The sequence below is a fragment of the Streptomyces alkaliphilus genome (assembly GCF_014141535.1).
GTDB lineage: Bacteria > Actinomycetota > Actinomycetes > Streptomycetales > Streptomycetaceae > Streptomyces > Streptomyces alkaliphilus.
Map to the genome: position 1 here is coordinate 1 of NZ_VKHT01001081.1, position 1,616 is coordinate 1,616.

Consider the following 1,616-nt stretch of genomic DNA (forward strand, 5'->3'; position numbering starts at 1 on the left):
GGTCGGGCGGGGGACGAGGCCGTCTTCGGCGGCGGCAAGGTCATCCGCGAGTCCATGGGACAGTCCCGGGCCGCCCGGGCCGAGGGCACCCCGGACACCGTGATCACCGGGGCGGTCGTCATCGACCACACCGGGATCGTCAAGGCCGACATCGGCATCCGCGACGGGCGGATCGTCGCCCTGGGCAAAGCCGGCAACCCCGAGACGATGAACGGTGTCCATCCCGATCTCGTGATCGGCCCGGAGACCGAGGTGATCGCGGGCAACGGCCGACTCCTCACCGCCGGGGCGGTGGACGCCCACGTCCACTTCATCTGTCCCCAACTGGTGGACGAGGCACTGGCCTCCGGCGTCACCACCCTCCTGGGCGGTGGCACCGGGCCGGCCGAGGGGACCAGGGCCACCACCGTCACCCCCGGCTCATGGCACATCGCCCGGATGTTGGAGGCGATGGACGACCTTCCCGTCAACATCGGCCTGCTCGCCAAGGGCAGCACGGTGTCCCGCGAGGCGATGCTGAACCAGCTGCGCGCGGGCGCCGTGGGTTTCAAGATCCACGAGGACTGGGGGGCGACCCCCGCCGTCATCGACGCCTGCCTGGGAGTGTGCGAGGAGACCGGCGCACAGCTCGCCATCCACACCGACACCCTCAACGAGGCCGGTTTCGTCGCCGACACGCTGACCGCCGTCGCCGGCCGTTCGGTGCACACCTTCCACACCGAGGGGGCGGGTGGGGGACACGCCCCGGACATCATCACGGTGGTCTCCGAGCCGCACGTGCTCCCGAGTTCGACCAACCCCACCCGGCCCCACACCGTCAACACCGTCGAGGAGCACCTCGACATGCTGATGGTCTGCCACCACCTGAACCCGGCGGTTCCCGAGGACCTGGCCTTCGCCGAATCCCGTATTCGCCCCACCACCATCGCGGCCGAGGACATCCTGCACGACCTCGGCGCCATCTCGATCATCTCCTCCGACTCCCAGGCGATGGGGCGTATCGGCGAGATCGTGCTGCGCACCTGGCAGACCGCGCACGTGATGAAGGTCCGTCGGGGCCCCCTGCCCGGCGACGGGCCGGCCGACAACCACCGGGTGCGCCGCTACGTCGCCAAGTACACGATCAACCCGGCGGTCGCGCAGGGCATCGGCCACGAGGTGGGATCGGTGGAGCCGGGCAAGCTGGCCGACCTGGTGCTGTGGGAGCCGGCGTTCTTCGGGGTCAAACCGCTGCTGGTGCTCAAGGGGGGACAGATCGTCCTCGCGCAGATGGGGGACGCGAACGCCTCCATCCCCACCCCCCAGCCGGTGTTGCCGCGCCCGATGTTCGGCGCGCTGGGCCGGGCGCCGGGTGCGAACTCGGTCGTCTTCGTCTCCCCATTGGCGCTGGAGGCCGGGTTGCCCGACCGCTTGGAGCTGTCCAAGCGGTGGGTGCCGGCCGGGGACACCCGTCGGATCGGCAAGGCCGACATGCGGGAGAACGACGCCCGGCCCGACGTCCGGGTGGATTCCGACAGCTTCTCCGTCACCATCGACGGCGAGCCGGTGGTCCCCGCCCCCGCCCCCGTCCTTCCCATGGCACAGCGCTACTTCCTGTTCTGACCGCTGTCTCTTAT

General features: G+C 70.4%; 1 protein-coding gene. It reads left to right on the top strand.

Annotated elements, in window-relative coordinates:
- The coding region (locus FNQ90_RS22525) for an urease subunit alpha (protein ID WP_182608027.1) at positions 1–1,602 on the top strand (1,602 nt) is incomplete at its 5' end.
- Positions 1,603–1,616 lie beyond the last annotated feature (14 nt).